Genomic DNA, 18553 nt, shown 5'->3' with positions numbered 1-18553 from the left:
CTGCGTCTCTGTGTTCGATAAAGAATCACACTGATTTTTCGCAATCCATTTCCGATTAACTATATTTTATAAATTATTTTCCGCGAAAATCCGCGTTAATCCGCGTTTCAATCAATCAGCACTTTTGTCAATTATCCATTGTCAATTGAAATCCACACCCCCTCGCCCCGTTCCTTGGCGGCTACAATCTTCTGCTTCAGCCGGTGCACCCAGGCGTTCGAGTTCAGCACCATGCCCGGCTTCAGGTTCTCGCCCACCAGGATACACCCAGCGGTATCTTCCGCGGTGTTCCCCGCATGGATGCGGATGCCCTCGAACATCGGCACGTGGAGCAGCAGGGGCAGCCATTTCTTGAAGCGGGGCGAGTAAGTGATAACCACGGGGTAGCGTCCTTCGGGGATGGCTGTGCGCCCCGGCACCTTCCTGCCCGGACGCCCGCGCCCGATGTCGCGCCACGTAGGCTCCAACGTATCACACACGTATTCTCCATCCGCCTCCAGCCTGCCTATCGTATAGTTATCGCGCCTGGCGATTCGCTTTAATGTCAATTCCATCGCTTCTGAATTTTAGTTTCTTGTAATTGTCATTTGTCATTTTGTCATTTGTCATTTTGTTTCGGGTGATATACCCCCTGCATATCCATTGGTTAATCATGGGTCTTGTTCCCTCGGCATTCATCCCCACGCTTTGCCGTAACCGGATAGCGTCTTGCAAGGTAAATTCATCGGGCAAAAACTCCAATAAGTTATGCCGCCCATGCCTCGAATCAGAACTGTTTGTTACTTTCATTGCTTCCTCTATCGCCTCCCCGAAAAACTCCATCTTGCACCACATGTCGTACTGGAAACTCCAGCGCACGAACTCCTCTATCGTCTTGTCCCATTTCTCCCCGTTTGCCACATAAAGCACACAAGCCTTGAGATACGCAATTACATTGGCGCGGAACGAAAGGTTCTCATACACACGGCTTTGCGAGAGCGTGGCGAACTCGGCATTCTCCTTCCGCATCTTTTCCGCCAGCCGGAAAGCCTGCGGGCAATCCACCAGCCCCGTGGCACGGTTCAGGTTCTCGATGTAAGGTCTCAACTCTTCATCGAACGCCGCATCATACGTGCCATACACCGGCATGTCCGCCCCAATCTCACGCTCCGGAATCGTACAGAAATTGATGCGCGAGATAGGTCCGTCCGTCAGCACACGCGAGAAATACCGTTTCCCTTTCAGGATAGTTGTAGCGGCATTCCAGTTGAAACGAATCGTGACTTTCTCCGTGATGGATTGCGTCCCCACACGGGTCTGCCCGTAGCGGTTCCCCGGGTCGAAAGCCAGGCACATAATCTGGAACTGCTGGTTTCCCCGTCCCGACCCGCGCAAGGCATCAAACTGGTCTATCTCGTTCAGTTTCGTGTACAGGAAATGCCCCTCCGCCTCGGCGGTACGGAGTACAAACGCCGGATTGGTCATATCCGCATCAATTTCCTGAATCACAAGCCCCTCGGGACGCTGCCTCTTGTCCTTGTTCGAGCCTTTCGAGTTCACCTCGTTCTTCCATTCCCTTTCCCTACGCAAGTTTTCTTCGTCCCTGCGCCGGATGTCCGCCATGATGCGGTTTATCGGCTCCGAGATGCAATCTTTTCCGGCACCCGTACCTGCCATAAGCACGTTCATCAGCGTGGCTTCATGCTCCACATTGTCGATGTAACGGAATCTTACCTTATGCAGGTGTGTTGCGAGCGGTGGAAACACCGCATGAGCCACGGCAGGCTTGTACACGTCGGGGGTGTTCTTGACCAACAAGGAAATGAGTTTGGGCAGACGGGAAGGCAATTCGGGAGGAATCGAACACAGAGACGCAGAGGCACAGAGTTTTTTAGTTGAGTCCTCCGAAAAAGAATCTCCGTGGCTCTGTGCCTCTGTGTTCATTTTCGCCCCATCCAATGCCTCTTTCATCAGCTTCGGCATCGAATACCATTTCGCCGAACAAGCCGAATGAATCAGCCCCTTCATTTCTTCTTCGCCCAGCCCATACCTCGGCATAATCTGTAAAAGAATTTCTTCGTTATTATCCGTGATATACCGCAGGTGCGAAGCCAGCCGATGCAACTTGTCGTTGCGCTCTCCCTGCACCGGTTCGCCGCCCGTAAGCGCAAACCAACGGGCGATGATGTCGGCATACGGGATGCCCTTGAATTTCAATTGACAATTATCTTTACTATCATTTTTCGCCTGTAGGGGCGTATCGCATACGCCCGAATGCGCCAACTCATCCACGTGGGTGTTTTCGGGGCGTATGCGATACGCCCCTACATGGGTTGTTTCAGTCCCGTCTTCCGCAGGGCAATTGTCAATTGAAAAAAGCCTATCCTCGTCCACATAAATAATATAATCCTCCGGCACCACGAACGAAGACCGTGCCAAGTCCTTCACGCTCTGGTCATAATTCGCGTCCCCCAGCTGCTCCGACATCCACTTTTGCGCACCTGCCAAGTCCATCCCATCGGGGATAATGAAGAACAACCGCAGCCCCTCGGTACTGGGCGTAATGTGCGCCAGCACTACAAACCGAAGCACATCCTTTACGGCAAGTTCCTGACTTTTATCCACCCAATACTCGCGCGGATTGGGCAAATGGTCGATATCGTACATCGAAAGCCCCGAAGGCACCGCATCCGCATTCAGCCTCCGCCCGTTCCTAAACGTGGCATGCGGCGTAAAAATCGGAAGCCTTTTCTTCAGTCCCGCCTTCAAGGTCTCGTAATCTTCTTTTACCATTTCTCCCCGACGAACTTTCTCCAGTCCGTCCGCTATCTGCGCACAGATATCAGCGACCAAAGGCGACCTGACCGCCTTCCAAAACAGCTCGGGCGTGCACTCGCGCACCTCCCGGCATCTGACGTTATTTGATATTCCGAACATAAGTTTTTAGTTAATAATTAATAATTAACAATTAATAATTGACAATCAATAATCAATAACGGCGTATGTTTACACCCACCGTTATTAACTATTAATTGTTAATTATTAATTGTTTAATATCCGAAAACATTGTCATACATCCCTTCGATGAACGCCGAAGCCTCCTTGCTTTCGTCCTCAATCACCTGCGAAGGGATTACGTCCACTTCGTCCAGCCCGATGCGGAGCGTCAGGCGTACCTGCGTGTCGCCCACCGAAGCCCTTCCGTGGCGCAACTTGATGCTTCGTGTGCCCGGCTTTGAAACGCCTTTCTTGTGTTCCGAAAAATTACCTTCCATCGGGTTAATCAGCCCGATAGTCCCTTGGATTCGGCTTCCCGTGGAAACCAGCCGCTGGTATGCGGTATCACTTAATTGTAATGTAATGTTCATGGTTTTAATGAATAATTAATAGTTAATAATTAATAGTTAGTTGTTCCGTTTTTTCCTTGTCGTTTATCACGCTTGCGTTATTCATTGTTAATTATTAATTATTAATTATTAATTGATGAATGAATTCCCGTCCGCGTTCCGTCCACACCAGGTACGCCCGTGTATGCGTTTCGCCCTCCGCGTCGCGGTACATGTACGTGCGGTTCTGCGCATACCCCTGCCGGGCATAGCCAGCGTAGAGCAGGTATTGTCCGCTTTGGCAATACTGGATGCCCAGCCGGCACAGGCGGCGGTTCAGCTCAATGGCGGTCATGCCCAAGCCCTTGGCTACCTGCGTGGTGGTCATGCACGACACCGAGTCTATCACCTCGTCCGCATACGCCGCCCTCGGCTCCAGTTCCGCAATCCGCTTGTCCCTGCGCTCCAATGCCTTCTGCATGATGAGCAGCGCACGCGAGAGGATTACCTCGTCCGGCTCGTCCGCCCGCACCGCCATGTAGCCCCCGTGCTTGCGGATGGCGGGGAGCACCTCGCCGCATACCCAATCCTGAAAACCTTCCGCTTGCGGCTTGTCCGACCGCATGATGACTTTGTAAAGATTTTGCTCATTGATAAAGGTAAGCATAAGCTTTTGCCCTGTAGTTGCACCGTATTGGTTGGTGGTATTTGAGACCCCCTCTGCCAAACAGACACCGTCTCTTTTTAATCTTGATTTACAAACACTTACCCTCTTTATTTCCAATATCCGGCATACATCCGCCAAACAGAACCAAGGCTCGCCCTGTTCGTCAGTCATTGTCCGGATTTCGCCGAACTCCTTGCTTTTGAATATCATGTTTTCCATAATGCTTTTTAAATTTGAACACAGAGGCACAAAGGCACAGAGTTTTATTTTTTGAGAGGACAAAGAATAAAAATATCCCTCTGTGCCTCCGTGTCTCTGTGTTCGATTATCAATCAAATCAGTTTTCCTCGTTTCCCAGCTTGACGAAGTTCACCAGCGTGATGTCCTGATAGGTCTGCTCGTTGTGGTCGTGCGTCTGGAAGCGCAGTTCGCCGTAGATGATGTCTTCGGGATGGATGTCCGCCTCTGCCACCGCTCCCAGCATTACCGCCACGTAGCGGTCGGGGTACCGCCCGCACCAGTCGCTCAATGTCACCACCCGTTTGCTTATCGTTCCCTGTTCCGCCTTCTCGCTGCGCACGCTGAACACCTCGCCGCAACGCTCGATTTTCAAAAATGCTTTCATGGTCTTCTGCTTTCTCTGTAATGAATTATTAATTGTTAATTGAATCCGTGTAATCTGTGGTGAAAAACCACGGGCGCCTTGATTACGGAAGCAAAGGTAAGCGTATGGATTGGGAAAAAACTGCCACGTGGCAGGCACGGCGTGGCTGGCACGGGCAGGCGTACCACCGCATTTCTAATCGGACAAAAAGAATACACAACAAGCATTTTTAACATTTTATCCGTGTACTTTTCAGAATTTATGCGTTTATAAGAGTATATGATTAAACCATTTTTTGAACGATAAATTTATTGCCTCAATAATCTTTTTTATCGGGCAAAATTTTATATCTTTGTATTCATTATGAGCAACTTTGTAAGGCAACAGGAGGAACGAAAAGAAATAAAAGAAAAAGAAAAGTTAAGCCGGGAAAACCTTGGAAAATTTTTCTTTGACTTGGCTAAGCTCGTATTTACGTCAATGGCTTTGGTAGGAGGAGTTTCACTTATAGTGAATGAGGCCCGGATACAACAGGGCATATTGGCAACAATAGGAGTGTCATTGACATATACGTTTGCAGCAATAGGTTATAAAATTCTAAAACGATAGATAAGTATGGATTTTTTAATCATTCTATTTTCGATATGCCTCGTTATAGGCATCGGCATATTGATTTGGTTCAGGACGCCGAAAGGCAAGAAATGGCTTGCAAATCTATAAGACGGGCAAACACAATGTGCTAATTAACAATGTGCTAATAAACAATGTGCTAATAAATAATGTGCTAATAAATAATGTGCTAATGTGCTCATTACTTCATTTCACATTGGCACATTATCACATTGCCACATTGATGCTTACGCCCTCAGCAGGCCTTTCAGCAATTCTTGGAAGTCGAGCGTTTTCCGTTGGTCAAGCGCTTTTGCCGCGGCACGGCGCAGCGTTTCGGGCTTCATGTTCCACAAGGAGCCGAACGTCTGCCATTGTGCGGCGATGCCCAGCTGTCCGGAGATGTATTGCGCCACGATTCCCCTTTCGGCGTTCGAGAGCCCGAGGGGTTGCCAGTGTTCGTCAAGGATTTGCCCTTCTCTCAGTTTCCCGAGCAGGGAGCGGGCTTTGGGAGTATTCAGTATTTCGGGGATTGCGGGGGGTGCGGAGGTGTTTTTCCCGTTACGGGCGGCGGAAGTTTCGTGCAGGTAGGTGACCGCGGCTTTGCGGATGGCAAGGTTTTCGGCACGCATCCGGCTGATTTCTTCGGCATGGGCAGCGTCCTTGCGCTCGCTCTCGGCGCGCATCCGGCTGATTTCCTCGTCTTTGCGGTTGATTATCTCGTCTTTCCGCCTGGCGTCCGCATGTGCTTGCTTGACTTCTTCCGCCATGTCGTCCGCCCGCTGCTTGTGGCGGTCGCTTTCCTGCAGGGCTTGCTCTTTCAGGCGGCGTTCTTCTATCAGGTGCCTGCCCAGCCCCTCGATGATGTTCCGGCTGTTTTTCAGGAGGAAGGCGTCTTGTTCGTTTAATATGTCTCCGGCTTTCGGAGCTGTCTGCTCTGCTTCGGCATCCTCCTGAATTGCGGGCATGTTCTTCATTTGCTTTTTCATATATTGTTGTTTTAAAGTTAACGGTTTGTTCGTTTTACTTGGTTGATAATTACAAATATAAAACAAATATTTCGAAAAAACAAGAATTTATAATGAAAAAGTTGTTGTCAATCAAGGATTTTAAAAATATTGTAAGAAAAACACAAGGGCAGATAGAGAAGTCCGCGCGCGCCCGTGCGAAGGCTCCTGTTTGCCCGGCGCGGCGCGGCTATATCCGTGTGCGCATGCAGTCAGATAGAATGAATTATGCATATATATGCGTTTTTGTGTTTTTATAGTGGAACAAAATTGGTTTGCGAAAAATACGGAATGCAGTAGAGACGTCACATTGTGGCGTCTCCCCAACCGCAGGGATGCTATATGTTTTTGTATGTGAATGTCTTGCGGATGCATTCAGAGACGCCACAATGTGACGTCTCTACTAAAAAACAGGCTATAGTTTTTCGCAATTCATTTTGTTCGGCCATATATCACAGGGGTAAGGCGTGACAATTGTGACAATTGTGACAAATGACAATAATGTTTTTCAGAAAACGGAAGAAAGAAGAGAAAAGTTATATATTTATATTATATATATTATATATATTTATATATATAATATATATAAATTTTAGTCACACTTTTTCCTTGGCGGATGGAAAATCATTTTCAGTTATTGTCATTTGTCACAATTGTCACACTGTCACAAAATACAATTCATCGGGAACGCCATTCAACGGAACGTTCGAGCACATTACCTACATCGTCCACTGTAAGTAGCGTTACCGGAATTCGTTTTTCCGTAGAGCGAGACATATTTCGAGCTGAATCGGAAGCTTTCGTAAAAACAATAGCAGATGTTTGCCCTTGCTCATCTTTAAAGTGTATTCCCATCACATCTTTGTTGACGCTTCCATCATCATTTCCTCCCCAAATAATATCATAAGCACCGTTTTTCCCGAATATATATTTTATACTGAAAATATGCCCGGGTATCGGATTGCCGTTACTTGTTGACAAGTCAACACTCTGCCCCAATTCTAAGACCAACCGCGAAGGATTCTCCAGAAACCAATATTTCCCTGTGCAATACCCATGGGACAACGAGTTGTAGGGGAGCCCGTCATGCATCCATTCAAGCGGTATTTTGTCAGGATTATGCGTATAAAGGTAGGTCCCGTTTTTGTAAAGCCGAAGCACATCCTCCCAATAAACTTCGACTACAACATTTCCGTTTAAATCTTCTACAATCTTTCCCGAACCCGTAACCCATTTTTCATATGCTGCTTCCACTTCCGGCGCGAACACTTCTTCCAGCAGCACTTCGCCGTCGGCATCGAAGATTTGGGCGGTCAGGGTGGCTCCTTCGGCTTCGGGTGTCCACTCTACGTCGGCGTTGCCCAGCGGGCCGGTTATGGCGAAGTCTTGGCTGACCGTGCCTTTCTCGGAAACGAACTTGACGGGAAGCAGCGCAAGCGGGAGGTCGGCTACCAACATTTTGCGTGTGACATTGAAGCGTACGGGCACCGCTTCGCCTACCGTCACGTTCGCGCCGGTATCGGGATACACCAGCTTGATGGCGTCGGGCGCATTGTAGAACTGTTTGTCGACAATGTTCTCGTTAACCAGCGTAAGGGTTTGTTCAAGCCCTAAGAAATCAAGCCCTAAAGCGATTTGCAAGTCAACGCCCGCAAACATTTTCTCGTTCCATGTATAGTAATCCTGCTCTACCGTTCCGAATTGGTCGAAATAACCCGACTTGAACTCATCGCGCACGTAAAGGCTGGGTTCGACTGACGGTCCCAGGAAATCGTACATTTTCAGTTGCAATTGGGGGTATACCCAAGCTTTCAGCCCGGCTTCTGCCTTGCCCGATATTTCAAACGGATATACGTCATAATCGTAGAAGAACTCATGAATGGGTTTCCAGTTGCCGGTGTACTCAAAGCCTAAGTTGAATTTTCCCTCGGCACTGACTCCTGTCCTTGCCGTGTTTTCCGTGCTGCCTTCCGCCGTAAAGTCGGCGAACAAACCGCTTGTCAAGGTAAAGAAAACAGGAATGCCCGAAGGGGTAATGAATTTGTATACCTGCGGTTTGAATTGAGCCAATTCGACAGGGTCCTTCAACGCGAACGAGAACTCGCCTTTCATGTCAGCCCGCAAAATCAACTCGCTCAACACCTCCGCCCCGAATACAAAGCGACATGCTTCCAGCTCGCTGAGCTTGACTTTAAGACCTTCCGTGACTTCTTCTTCGCGGACAGGCTTGGTGAACTTTAAATAGCCGTCTGCCTTTAGCGAGAAACGCTGCTTGAGGGATTCCCATGAAAGAGCCATATTGCCGTCATCAGACGAAGCGATGACCACCCCATTCAAATTTATATTATAGAGGTCTATCCGGCTCTCTGCCCCGATGTCCACACGGCTTTGCCCCTTGGCGTCGTAGAGCTTCCGGTAAGTGCCGTCGCCGTTCAGTTCGACAATCTTCACGGGATGAAGCACCCCCGCCTCGTCGATAGACGTGACGCCGCCCGTGCGGGTGCGGGTGCGCGCGGCGGAAGGCGTGAGCGAGACGGCGAACTCGGTGTCGGCGAAAAGTTCCGTCATGTTGGCTTGCACCGTCTGCAAGCGTACCGTGGCGCCGTCTGCCTCGCTCCGCATCACCCGGCGGATGTGTGCCGAGGTGTCGGTCTCGATGACCATCACCGAATGCCCGTCGTCGAACTCGGGCAGCGTCCCGCCTCCCTGAAACGTTAAAGTCACTTCGCCGGTCCCCGCATCGAAGCCGCGAAGCTCCGTCTGCTCCCAATCGATAGGGACGAAAGCGGACACTTCCTCTTCGGACGGAGGCGGCGTATCGGGATTTTCGGGTTGCACCGGCTGGCCAGGCTGCTCGGGTTCGGGGACTACGGGATCTTCTCCGCCGCATCCGGCAAGGAAAAGAAGTGCTGTAAAGAGCACGGTACGGGTAAAAAAACGTTTCATGGCTAAGATGCTTTTAAGGTTTGTACGTTAATAAATTATGTTTACATGCAATATTCGGGATTTTTTTTGACATATCCAAGCGTTTGTCAATAAATTTTCATCGATATGCACGGCGCGCAATGATTTATGTGTGGTGCGGACACAGACAGTTGATAGTCCGTCTGGAGATAGCAGACAAGATACAGTTGACGATTGCAACCCATAAACGGCTGATAATCAACAGGTGAATTCGATTTAACACAAAAAGCTCCTTTTGTTAACAGATTTTTACACATTAGCGGTGCCCGATTTTTGGCGGACGGGAGAAGATGGCGTACCTTTGCAATGAACAATTAATAATTAACAATTAATAATTAATAATTATAGTAGAACAAAATTGGTTTGCGAAAAATACGGAATGCAGTAGAGACGTCACATTGTGGCGTCTCCCCAACCGAAGGGATGCTATATGTTTTTGTATGTGAATGTCTTGCGGATGCATTCAGAGACGCCACAATGTGACGTCTCTACTAAAAAAACAGGCTATAGTTTTTCGCAATTCATTTCTGATTGACTATAATAATTAATAATTGGCTACGGAACATCCGCCGTTATTCATTATTAATTATTAATTATTAATTAAATCGGTGTAATCTGTGGTAAAAACTAACAAACTTAAAAACTTAAAACTAACCAACTTAAAACTAAACTACTATGATTAACTATTCTGTCTACATGATGCGCAACCCGTTGGACGAGGAAGCGAGCGAAAAAGCGTACGCGCGTGCTCAGATGAGCGAGTCGATGACCTTTGACAAGTTTGTGAAACACATTGCCGACCACAACGGGGTGTATTCGCGCGGCACGGTGCAGGGCGTGGTGCTCGACATGTGCGAGTGCCTGGTGGAAATGCTCCTGAACGGCAACAAGGTGCAGCTGGGCGCGCTGGGCGACTTCTGGATTTCGCTCTCGTCGGCGGGCGCGGAAACGATGGAGGCGTTTACGGCGGCGAACATCACGGGCATCAACGTGATTTTCACACCCGGTACGGACTTCGAGGGGCTTATCGGCAAGGCGCAGTTCAACCCCGTGGCAAGCCGTTTGGCGCAGGCGGCTACGCTGAAGGCGGAGAAGAGCGGCGAGACTACCGTGGACCTCGAAGCGGCGAAACGCAAGCCTGCCGCATCGGAGCCGGGCGTGTGATTTATATTTGAACACAGAGACACGGAGACACGGAGGAATTATTTAGAGGTATTTTAGTAGAGACGTCACATTGTGGCGTCTCCCCGTCCGCAGGGTTGATCGCGGTATGGTTCTGTATATGAATGTATTTTGTGGATGTATTCAGAGACGCCACAATGTGACGTCTCTACTAATAAAACAGATTTGCTTGTCATGCCGGCGTGACAAAGCGCATACGAGCGGGCGAACCCCGCCCCTACATTGATTCATAAAATATCCCTCTGTGTCTCTGTGTCTCTGTGTTCAATTAAACTGACAAACTCAAAAACTAAAAAACTATGGAAAACAACAAGAAAAACATTTGGGGGATTATTATCCAGACATTGATTACGATTCTGACGGCTATCGGGACGACCTTGGGCGTGACTTCTTGTATCTAAGCAATGGACAACTGCTCCGCAATCTCCTGCATGTCGTTGATGAGCTTGCACGTATGATACCCGTCGGCTACGGCATGGCTGACAAAGACCGAAACGGGTATTTGCGTCCTTCCGTCTGCCTCGAAATATTTCCCGAACTTGATAAGGGGAAAGAGCAGCGTGCTCTCGGAATAGGTGTCCTGCGCAAAGGCCGTATAGCTCAGCCACGGCAGGCACGAGACGGGACAGAAATTGGCTGGCTGGCATGGGCGCGCCTTGATGACGCCCGTTACATTCCGGTAGCGCTCCATGTCTGCCACGACCGTCTGATAGAACGTGTCGAAATCCTCGCTGTATTCGCTCCAGATATCCGTAAAGGTCTTGGTCTCGGGATGGAACAAGGTGTAGCTGGGCACGACTTCTTCCCAATATCCCAGCTCTCCGCCGGCGTTGAAGCTCATCCGGAACTCCTTGTTCCGGTTGACGGCTTTCATGATGACGTAAAGCATCACGGGGAAAAAGCGCAGCCCGCGCGCCTTTTGCCATTCCACGAGAGGCGTGATGTCGAGGTTGGCGTTCAGATTATACTTGCACTTGATTTGATGATAGTAATAGTCGAAGTAGACGTTCCGTTCCCACGCGGAGCGGTCTATCAGATGGAAGCGGGTGTTCATGTTCTGTTTTCTTTTTTTAGGATTCGTAACTCTTTCGGGGGCGTTTGCCTTGCAAAAGTAATAAAACCTTCGGCATTATTAACTATTGGCGTGTTAATAATCCCGTTTTTTATGCCTACTTTTGCCACCGTTTTTCGCATGAAGCATGATTTATAGTAAAACAAAATTGGTTTGCGAAAAATGGAATGGAACACAGAGACACAAAGACACAGAGCTTTATTTTTTGAGAGAACAGAGTTCACAGAGTAAAAGTCTGGCTCTATGGTCTTTACTTCTCTATATATTTATTTCTCCGTGCCTCTGTGCCTCTGTGTTCAATAGAAAGGATTAACGGATTTTTCGCAATCCATTTCTGATGACTATATTTGAACCTGAAATGAGCTTACTTCGCCGTATATTATTCATATTGTCTGCCTTGTCCGGCGCCTTGCCCGCATACGCCCAGAACGGGAAGGAGAAGGATATCCGCCTGAACGAAGAGGCTGTCCGGATGATTCAGTTCGACTTCAGCGGCACGGAAGAAGCGCCCCGCGAGGAGATGAAAGCCGTCACGCTGGACAAGCCTTGGATGGATTTCAAGAAAGACTTGCGCCTTCCGCGGAGCCTTACGGACACGGCAAGAGTGAAGAAACCTACAGGATACGTGCGGATGCTGCCTTATACTATCTGGACCCGTTTCGGCGAAGACCCGGTCTACGACGTGCTGGTGCTGGGCCGCCCGGAGAAATGGGAAATGCACTGGACGCTCAACCCCAATGCGGTTTCTGCGGAAGAATACGGGCGGAGCCTTGCCCCCGGAAGGGGGATGATGTATGAGCGTGCGGCAGGGCGCATCGGAGGCTCTACAGGTGCAGGAGCCGTTGTCGGAGGATTGGATTTCCTCGGATTCATCTACAACAACCTTACCCCGCGCGGGCGGATGCTGCAGCACAACCGCAAGCATGCCAACGCCTGGAAAATCTATAAAGACTACCTGCCTACGCGGGAGGACAGCCTGAAGTTTCCCACTTACAACCGCCTTCTTCCCGTTTATGCCCCGGCTGATACCGCCACGGCATCTCCCGGCGCGGCGCAAGACACCCTGCCCGCCCCGAAGGCTCCGGCTGCCCCAGCGCCCGACGAGGACCGTTTCTACAAGCTTATCCGCCAGCGCCAGGCAGAAGATTCCATCCGCCGCCAGGAGTTTTTCCGCAAAGACAAGTCGCGCGGGAATGCGTATGATGTGGAGAAGCAAATCCGGCGGATGCGGGAAGAGCGGAACTGAGCCTTGACGGAACAAAATTGAAATTTGAACACAGAGGCACGAAGACACAGAGAGATATTTTCGATGCCGATGAGGAAATAATTGTCAATTGTCCATTGTCAATTTAAAAGCTCTGTGTCTCCGTGCCTCTGTGTTCCATTTTCATTTATTTCTTAAATACGAAATAGACCGCCAGCACGAGGCAGGCGAAGGCGGCGAAATGATTCCATTTCAACTCCATTTTGAAGGCAATCATCGAGAACACGGTAAATACGGTGAGCGTAATCACCTCCTGGATGACCTTGAGCTGCATGATATCAAAGGGGCCGCCGTTGTCGCGGAACCCCAGCCGGTTGGCTGGCACCTGAAGGCAATATTCGAAAAAAGCGACCGCCCAACTGAAGGCAATGACCCCGATGAGGGGCAATGCCGCGAACCAGCTGAACTCTTCACGCATCTTCAGATGCCCGTACCAGGCGAAAGTCATGAAGATGTTGGAGAAAACCAATAAAATGACTGAATAAATTCCTTGTGTAAACATCTTGAACAATTAATAATTAACAATTAATAATTAACAATTAATATCCGCATTTGCCTGATTGCCACTACATTGGCTGTTTGCGGATTCAATAAAAATATCTCTGTATCTCCGTGCCTCTGTGTTCAGATTTCAATTATTACTCCGCGTCTTTGCGCCTCTGCGTTCGGCATAAGCCGGAAGCAAATCCGCTTGAACATTCGTCATGCTGTTCCAAAGGCTGTAACGGGCTTCGGGGTTCATACGCTCCAGGGTGCGCAACACTTCCTTCATATCGGTGCGGTATGAATCTTTCTCATAAGGACAATTCTTCAACTGCTTATGATATCCGCGGATGCGTGCCAGCTCCGACAGCTCTGCTTCGTGTACCAGGCATAACGGACGGATAATCGTCATGTCGAACTTGCGCATCACCAGGCGCGGGGGCATCGTGCTGATGGCGCCCTGGAACGTCATGTTCATCAGGAGGGTTTCCAGTATGTCGTCCTGATGATGCCCCAGGGCTATCTTGTTGCACCCCTGCTCTTTCGCCACGGTGAACAATGCTTTCCGCCGGTTCCACGAGCAGAGGAAGCAGGGCGACTTGCGGGTGTCGGTTGAGGGGTCGAAGGAAGCCTCATAGCCTACGAACGGCACGCCCAACGCCTCGGAGAATGTACGGAGGTAGCCCGTATCCGACTCGTACGCGATATTCGACATTACGACATGCGCCGCCACCACCGAAAAGCGCGGCTTGTAAATGCGCGAACGCTTTGCCAACAATTCCAGCAGGGCCAGCGAGTCTTTCCCTCCCGAAAGCCCCACCAGTATCTTGTCGCCTTCGTCTATCAGCCCATATTCCACCACTCCTTTATTAAACCTCCGGTTGATGGTATGTATCAGTTTTTCTTCTTTTCCCATGTTTTTTTTCATTCTTTGTGAACACAGAGGCACGGAGACACAGAGGGATATTTTATTTTTGAATATCCGCATTTCACCCAATTGCCATGTAGGGGCGTATCGCATACGCCCGAATACGTCAACTAATCCACGTGGGTGTCTTCAGGGCGTATGCGATACGCCCCTACATGGGATGTTTGCGGATATTCAAATATTTTTAAATGTACCATTTACTATTTTGATATGAAATAGTACCTCGAAAATGGTAAAACCGCAAATAAAATCTCCGTGCCTCTGCGCCTCTGTGTTCAAATCCGGGCACAAAAGTACATCAAATTTAGCGACTCTGAAAAAAGAAATGGGAAATATGCTTCAGATTTGAAAGAAAGTTTGTACTTTTGGAGAAAACAACACGAAAAGACACATGAAGAGGAAAAAACATATCCTTGCCGCCCTGCTCCTTGCCCTGACATGCGGAGGGACGGCATACGCCCAAACGTTAAACCAGGCAAAAGAATGGTTTACCGAAGGCAAGTTCGCCGAAGCCAAGCCTGTATTCGAGAAACTGGTGAAACGCGCCCCTTCGAACGCCAATTACAACTTCTGGTACGGGGCATGTTGTTTCGAAACCGGAGAACTGGCGGAATCGCAACCTTATCTTGAGAAAAGCGCAGCCCGGAAAGTGATTAACGCCTACCTCTATTTAGGCAAGCTTTACTACACCCAATACCGTTTTGACGATGCGGTAGAGAACCTGGAAGAGCACATCATGTGGCTGGAAAAGAAAAAACGGGATACCGAAGAGGCGGAACGGGTGCTCTCGCGGTGCAGGATGGCGGCACGCATGCTGCGCGGGACGGAACGGGTGACCGTAATCGATAGTTTTGTCGTGGATAAAGCCTCGTTCCTTTCCGCTTACAAGCTGGGCAAAGCTTCGGGAAACATCGAAATGACCGATAACGGAGAAGGCGCCGTCTATACCAATGAATGGGGAGACAAGACCCTCTTTCCGCAGACCGATGAGGAGGGGAAAACACACCTCTATTCACGCATGAAACTTATTGACCGCTGGAGCGACCCTCAGCCTTTGCAAGGGATAAGCCAGAGCGGGTACAGCCAGAACTTCCCGTTCCTCGATTCGGACGGCATCACCCTTTATTATGCCGCAGAGGACGAAGAAAGCCTGGGGGGCTACGACATTTTCATCACGCGCTACGACTCGGACGAGAACACGTACCTGCGCCCCGATAACATCGGCATGCCGTTCAACTCGCCGGCGAATGACTATATGTATGCCATCGACGAAGTGAACCGCCTCGGCTGGTTCGCGTCCGACCGCTACCAGCCCGAAGGCAAGGTATGCGTCTACGTGTTCGTCCCCAACGAATCGAAAGAAGTGTACGACTATGAGACCTCCGACCCTGAGGACATCATTGCCCTTGCCAGCCTGAAGGAAATCAGGAAAACACAAACCAGCGGCAATGTGGTGCGGAACGCCAGACAACGCCTGGCACAAGTGACGTATGCCGAGGATACGAAAAAGAAGAAGAACGGCGATTTCCGCTTTGTGGTGGATGACAATGCAGTCTATCACCGGCTTTCCGACTTCGTTTCGGAAGAAGCGCGCGAACAATTCCGCTCTTACCTCCAAAAGGAAAAAGACCTGAATGAGCTTCAGGCCTCGCTCGAAAACCTGCGCACCGCATATCATGAAAGCAACCAGGCGGGGAAAGACCAGCTTGCCCCCGGCATCCTGGACAAAGAGCGGCGCGTGAAAGAGCTGCAGGATGAAATCGCGGAACTGGAAACGGCTATACGGAATACGGAACTGGAGAAAACGAAAATAAGGTGACAAGAGAACCCGTCACCTTGCCAACTAAAAAAACGACACTTATGGAAATACTTATCATCATCGCGCTTATCGTGGCAGGACTGATACTCTTCCTTATCGAAGTGTTCCTCGTGCCGGGCATTACCATCGCGGGCATCGCGTCGGCGTGCAGCCTGCTTTATGCCATTTATTACGCATTTAGCGGCATGGGCATGCAGGCAGGCTTTATCACCCTGGGCTGTACCGCGGCAGGCATCATCGGCATCACCGTATGGGTAATGCGCTCGAAAACGGTAGACCGGCTTTCGCTGAAGAAAGAGCTTGACTTCCGCCCCGAGCCATTGAAAGGGCTTGACATCCGCGTGGGCGACCGCGGGACGTCTGCCACGCGCCTCACGCTGATTGGGAACGCGGAAATCAACGGGCATCTCATCGAGGTACAATCCGCCGACGGGTTCATCGATGAAGGCACTTCCATCGAAGTGACCCGTATCGGTAACAATACGGTTTATGTAAAACGTGCCGGAAACTGATTTTTATTCACCTTTTTAATATCTATGATTATGATTATCCCTCCCCTCTACTTGCAGATTATTGCCGTGATTGGAATTGTCATCATTTTGGCGGTATTCTTTCATTACGTTCCCTTCTTCCTTTGGCTTTCCGCCAAAGTATCAGGCGTACGCGTATCATTGGTACAGCTTTTCCTGATGCGCATCCGTAACGTGCCTCCCCATGTCATCGTGCCCGCCATGATAGAAGCCCACAAGGCAGGACTGAACACCATCACCCGTGATGAACTGGAAGCCCACTACATGGCAGGCGGACACGTAGAGAAAGTGGTGCACGCGCTGGTATCGGCATCGAAAGCCAACATCGAGCTTTCCTTCCAGATGGCAACGGGCATCGACCTTGCCGGACGTGACGTGTTCGAGGCGGTACAGATGTCGGTCAACCCGAAGGTGATTGACACGCCTCCTGTGACCGCCGTGGCAAAAGACGGCATCCAGCTCATCGCCAAAGCCCGCGTAACGGTGCGCGCCAACATCCGCCAGCTGGTGGGAGGCGCAGGCGAAGATACCGTCTTGGCACGCGTAGGCGAAGGCATCGTATCGAGCATCGGCTCGTCCGAGAATCATAAGTCGGTACTGGAAAACCCCGACTCTATCTCGAAGCTCGTGCTCCGCAAAGGGCTGGACGCCGGTACCGCTTTTGAAATCCTCTCTATTGATATAGCCGACATCGATATAGGCCGTAACATCGGGGCTGCCCTCCAAATGGACCAGGCAAACGCCGACAAGAACATCGCCCAGGCCAAAGCGGAAGAACGGCGTGCCATGGCGGTCGCGCTGGAGCAAGAAATGAAAGCCAAGGCGGAAGAGGCCCGTGCCAACGTGATTCAGGCAGAAGCCGAAGTGCCCAAAGCCATGGCAGACGCTTTCCGGAGCGGGAACCTCGGCATCATGGACTATTACCGCATGAAGAATATCCAGGCGGATACCGACATGCGGAACAGCATCGCCCAGCCCGACCAGCATCCCGCGGGAGGCGATCCGATAGGAAAATAGAATCTCACATTCTCACCACAGATTACACAGATTTTCAATTGATAAATGGAACGCAGAGACGCAAAAACGCGAAAGAAAAATTTTGAGAAGGCTAAAGGCCGCAGAGCCAAATGCCAGCCTTTGTGCTTTTTGCCCTTCTCAAAAATAAAAGCTCTGCGTTCTATTTCATTAATAAGAAAAATCTGTGTAATCTGTGGTAAAAAAACACGACTACTATGCAAACGAAAACTTACTTTCCCCCATCCGAACTCATCATCAACGAAGACGGTTCGGTGTTTCATCTTCATGTGCGTCCCGAACAGCTTGCCGACAAGGTGATACTGGTGGGCGATCCCGGACGGGTGAACCTGGTCGCTTCGCACTTCGACACGAAAGAGTGCGACATCCAGAGCCGCGAGTTTCATACCATCACCGGAACATACCAAGGCAAGCGTATCACCGTGGTCTCTACGGGTATCGGATGCGACAACATCGACATCGTGCTCAACGAACTGGACGCACTTGCCAACATCGACTTCGGGACACGTGAAGAGAAAGACAGCTTGCGCCAACTGGAACTGGTACGTATCGGCACGTGCGGAGGGCTTCAACCCTATACGCCCGCAGGCACTTTCGTCTGCTCGGAAATCTCCATCGGCTTCGATGGGCTGCTCAACTTTTACGAGGGGCGGAATGCCGTAAGCGACCTTCCTCTGGAACGCGCCTTGCTAAACCACCTGGGATGGACAGGAAACCTCTGCTCCCCCACTCCATACGCCGTGCATGCCAATCACGAATTAGTGGAACGCATCGCAAGAAACGATATGGTAAGAGGAATCACCGTGGCATGCGGCGGATTTTTCGGCCCTCAAGGCAGACGCTTGCGCATCCCTCTTGCCGACCCCCGCCAGAACGAGAAAATAGAGAGTTTTGAGTACAAAGGACAGCATATTACCAACTACGAAATGGAAAGTTCCGCCATAGCCGGCCTCTCCCTTTTGCTTGGGCACAAAGCCACAACGGTATGCATGGTCATAGCCAACCGGGTAAAGCAAGAAGCCAATACGGGTTACAAGAACCAAATAGACGACCTTATCCGTGTCGTGCTTGAACGGATTTGATT

General features: G+C 50.1%; 19 protein-coding genes. 9 read left to right on the top strand and 10 right to left on the bottom strand.

Features of this window, described 5'->3' with window-relative positions:
- Window positions 1–131: 131 nt before the first annotated feature.
- From BACSA_RS02785 to BACSA_RS02765, 5 genes are all read right to left on the bottom strand, one after another.
- The gene (locus BACSA_RS02785; protein WP_013616605.1) at window positions 132–554 is read right to left on the bottom strand and encodes a DUF5675 family protein; all 423 of its coding nucleotides are present in this window, start codon (window positions 552–554) and stop codon (window positions 132–134) included.
- The gene (locus BACSA_RS02780) at window positions 517–2916 is read right to left on the bottom strand and encodes a BT4734/BF3469 family protein (protein ID WP_013616604.1); all 2400 of its coding nucleotides are present in this window, start codon (window positions 2914–2916) and stop codon (window positions 517–519) included. Before BACSA_RS02780 ends, BACSA_RS02785 begins: the two co-directional genes overlap by 38 nt.
- A 113-nt stretch (window positions 2917–3029) precedes the next feature.
- Entirely contained in the window at window positions 3030–3347 is a 318-nt protein-coding gene (locus BACSA_RS02775; RefSeq protein WP_013616603.1) for a hypothetical protein, read from the bottom strand.
- Between the two features lie 94 nt (window positions 3348–3441).
- Window positions 3442–4191: a phage antirepressor Ant gene (locus tag BACSA_RS02770; protein WP_013616602.1), complete on the bottom strand. Its 750-nt coding sequence runs from the start codon at window positions 4189–4191 to the stop codon at window positions 3442–3444.
- A 118-nt stretch (window positions 4192–4309) separates the two neighbouring features.
- A complete protein-coding gene (locus BACSA_RS02765) occupies window positions 4310–4597 on the bottom strand; it encodes a hypothetical protein (protein ID WP_013616601.1) in 288 nt (95 codons plus the stop codon).
- A 342-nt stretch (window positions 4598–4939) separates the two neighbouring features.
- Between BACSA_RS02765 and BACSA_RS02760 the strand changes: the two genes are divergently transcribed.
- The gene (locus BACSA_RS02760; protein ID WP_013616600.1) at window positions 4940–5185 is read left to right on the top strand and encodes a hypothetical protein; all 246 of its coding nucleotides are present in this window, start codon (window positions 4940–4942) and stop codon (window positions 5183–5185) included.
- A gap of 248 nt (window positions 5186–5433) precedes the next feature.
- On the opposite strand, the gene BACSA_RS02755 is transcribed toward BACSA_RS02760, so the two are convergent.
- Complete coding sequence (locus BACSA_RS02755) at window positions 5434–6174, bottom strand: hypothetical protein (protein WP_013616598.1); 741 nt, start codon at window positions 6172–6174, stop codon at window positions 5434–5436.
- A 92-nt stretch (window positions 6175–6266) separates the two neighbouring features.
- Between BACSA_RS02755 and BACSA_RS02750 the strand changes: the two genes are divergently transcribed.
- On the top strand, window positions 6267–6452 hold the full coding sequence (locus tag BACSA_RS02750; RefSeq protein WP_013616597.1) for a hypothetical protein: 186 nt from the start codon (window positions 6267–6269) through the stop codon (window positions 6450–6452).
- A gap of 418 nt (window positions 6453–6870) precedes the next feature.
- Here BACSA_RS02750 and BACSA_RS02745 read toward each other — a convergent pair whose 3' ends face one another.
- Entirely contained in the window at window positions 6871–9138 is a 2268-nt protein-coding gene (locus tag BACSA_RS02745) for a hypothetical protein (RefSeq protein ID WP_013616596.1), read from the bottom strand.
- Between the two features lie 693 nt (window positions 9139–9831).
- On the opposite strand from BACSA_RS02745, the gene BACSA_RS02740 reads away from it, so the two are divergent.
- Complete coding sequence (locus tag BACSA_RS02740) at window positions 9832–10320, top strand: HU family DNA-binding protein (RefSeq protein WP_013616595.1); 489 nt, start codon at window positions 9832–9834, stop codon at window positions 10318–10320.
- Between the two features lie 317 nt (window positions 10321–10637).
- Window positions 10638–10739: a smalltalk protein gene (locus BACSA_RS20050; protein WP_169311433.1), complete on the top strand. Its 102-nt coding sequence runs from the start codon at window positions 10638–10640 to the stop codon at window positions 10737–10739.
- Here the strand turns inward: BACSA_RS20050 and BACSA_RS02735 are convergent.
- Window positions 10736–11392, bottom strand: a complete 657-nt coding sequence (locus tag BACSA_RS02735) for a chloramphenicol acetyltransferase (RefSeq protein WP_013616594.1) — start codon at window positions 11390–11392, stop codon at window positions 10736–10738. The two genes, BACSA_RS20050 and BACSA_RS02735, sit on opposite strands and share 4 nt — an antisense overlap.
- Before the next feature lie 376 nt (window positions 11393–11768).
- Here BACSA_RS02735 and BACSA_RS02730 point away from each other — a divergent pair, with 376 nt between their 5' ends.
- On the top strand, window positions 11769–12656 hold the full coding sequence (locus BACSA_RS02730; protein WP_144005173.1) for a DUF4858 domain-containing protein: 888 nt from the start codon (window positions 11769–11771) through the stop codon (window positions 12654–12656).
- 145 nt (window positions 12657–12801) lie between these two features.
- Here the strand turns inward: BACSA_RS02730 and BACSA_RS02725 are convergent, their stop codons facing one another.
- The gene (locus tag BACSA_RS02725; protein WP_013616592.1) at window positions 12802–13176 is read right to left on the bottom strand and encodes a DMT family protein; all 375 of its coding nucleotides are present in this window, start codon (window positions 13174–13176) and stop codon (window positions 12802–12804) included.
- Between the two features lie 129 nt (window positions 13177–13305).
- Window positions 13306–14073, bottom strand: a complete 768-nt coding sequence (locus BACSA_RS02720; protein WP_013616591.1) for an ATP-binding protein — start codon at window positions 14071–14073, stop codon at window positions 13306–13308.
- A 403-nt stretch (window positions 14074–14476) separates the two neighbouring features.
- Here BACSA_RS02720 and BACSA_RS02715 point away from each other — a divergent pair, with 403 nt between their 5' ends.
- From BACSA_RS02715 to BACSA_RS02700, 4 genes are all read left to right on the top strand, one after another.
- Window positions 14477–15904, top strand: a complete 1428-nt coding sequence (locus BACSA_RS02715; protein ID WP_013616590.1) for a tetratricopeptide repeat protein — start codon at window positions 14477–14479, stop codon at window positions 15902–15904.
- Window positions 15905–15945: 41 nt separating this feature from the next.
- Window positions 15946–16416: an NfeD family protein gene (locus tag BACSA_RS02710; protein WP_013616589.1), complete on the top strand. Its 471-nt coding sequence runs from the start codon at window positions 15946–15948 to the stop codon at window positions 16414–16416.
- Between the two features lie 30 nt (window positions 16417–16446).
- The gene (gene floA / locus BACSA_RS02705; RefSeq protein WP_013616588.1) at window positions 16447–17451 is read left to right on the top strand and encodes a flotillin-like protein FloA; all 1005 of its coding nucleotides are present in this window, start codon (window positions 16447–16449) and stop codon (window positions 17449–17451) included.
- Window positions 17452–17666: 215 nt separating this feature from the next.
- On the top strand, window positions 17667–18551 hold the full coding sequence (locus BACSA_RS02700; RefSeq protein WP_013616587.1) for a nucleoside phosphorylase: 885 nt from the start codon (window positions 17667–17669) through the stop codon (window positions 18549–18551).
- Window positions 18552–18553 lie beyond the last annotated feature (2 nt).

It is taken from the genome of Phocaeicola salanitronis DSM 18170 (assembly GCF_000190575.1).
GTDB classification, from domain to species: domain Bacteria; phylum Bacteroidota; class Bacteroidia; order Bacteroidales; family Bacteroidaceae; genus Phocaeicola; species Phocaeicola salanitronis.
This window is presented reverse-complemented; position numbering and strand designations above follow the sequence as displayed.